The 1,285-nt window shown below is 47.7% G+C and carries 3 protein-coding genes; 2 read left to right on the top strand and 1 reads right to left on the bottom strand.

The window, feature by feature from the left end:
* Positions 1 to 277 (top strand): GNAT family N-acetyltransferase (locus KQJ18_RS24030; protein WP_216422958.1); only part of this gene is annotated, 277 nt, incomplete at its 5' end.
* Positions 278 to 283: 6 nt separating this feature from the next.
* On the opposite strand, the gene KQJ18_RS24035 is transcribed toward KQJ18_RS24030, so the two are convergent.
* Positions 284 to 994 (bottom strand): YnfC family lipoprotein, encoded by a 711-nt coding sequence (locus KQJ18_RS24035; RefSeq protein WP_038643159.1) that lies wholly within the window; start codon positions 992 to 994, stop codon positions 284 to 286.
* A 106-nt stretch (positions 995 to 1,100) separates the two neighbouring features.
* On the opposite strand from KQJ18_RS24035, the gene KQJ18_RS24040 reads away from it, so the two are divergent.
* Positions 1,101 to 1,285, top strand: a 185-nt coding sequence (locus KQJ18_RS24040; RefSeq protein WP_216422959.1) for a DUF1161 domain-containing protein, incomplete at its 3' end; no start/stop codon positions are given.

The following is a 1,285-nucleotide window of genomic DNA, read 5'->3' on the forward strand; positions in this document are numbered from 1 at the left end:
GGGTAAAGGTCTGGCTTCGCGGGCGGCAAAGCTGGCGATGGATTATGGTTTTACCGTCCTCAACTTATATAAGCTGTATCTGATCGTCGATAAAGAGAACGAAAAAGCTATCCACATCTACCGTAAACTCGGCTTTATGGTGGAAGGTGAACTGATTCATGAATTCTTTATCAACGGCCAGTACCGCAATACCATCCGTATGTGTATTTTCCAGCAGCAGTATTTGGCGGAACACAAAACGTCAGGTCCTAACCTGCTACAACCTACCGCTCAGTAAAGGCGACTAGTAGTAATCGATGGTGTTTTCAATCGAGTAATGATGTTCAACTGCTGGCTTCACGCTTTCGTCGACGATAACCAGCTGGCAGTTGACCGGGTTGGCGTAGTTATCGTACTTACACGTTTGCCTGACATTACCCAATGGATGATTGTTCAGCATACTCACCGCCGTGTAATCCAGCTTCTTCAGCGGATCAACCGACGGTTTGGCATCAACCTGTAAGGTATTGTCTTTACTGACAGTAGTTTTACCCAGCGGGTAGCCTTCCGCGTCATAGCGGTACTGGACTTTCATCTCTTTTCCTGTGGCGGAAACGACAAAGCCGTTATCGTCGGTATCCCACACCACACCGGCAGCAGGCAGTTCCGCTAGCTGGCATTTACCCTGCAAGCGGATCTTTTTTTCCAGCGTTTCGGCATCGCGATAGTAGTTGGCATCCAGAACCAGCGCCATGCCGGTATTGTTTTCGATATCGTGCAGTTCAAGCGTATCGAAACACCCTTCCTGCGAGAGCGTACCGACAACGCGCTTGGAAACTTCACCTTTATCATTAAGAAGCGTCTGACTGAAATCTTTCACTGGTCCACGCAGCGGATCGAAATCAAATTCATTGGAAAAACTGGCCATTTCCGGCGTAAAAGAAACCAGCCCTTTGGCGTTATCACACCCGACCAGTACGGCGCACAGGAAAACTAACAGGGTCTGTTTCTTCACATTTTTCACCTGGATAAGAAGATAATTCTCAATCATATTAGCAAATACAGTTATTTACACCAGAAATGCTACTCTTAGTTCATGTCGATCATAAAAGGAGCTGATGATGAAATACATAACAGGAATTGCCGCAATCTTACTGGTAGCTGCCTCCCCGCAAGTTCTGGCGGCGCCAGCGTCCTGCGAACGCGTTAAGAGCGATATTGAGCAGCGCATCATAAATAATGGCGTAGCGGAATCCAGCTTTACGCTGAGTATCGTCCCCAACGATCAGGCCGATCAACCTGATTC

This window comes from Citrobacter sp. S55_ASV_140 (assembly GCF_018919505.1).
Taxonomy (GTDB): Bacteria; Pseudomonadota; Gammaproteobacteria; order Enterobacterales; family Enterobacteriaceae; genus Citrobacter; species Citrobacter werkmanii.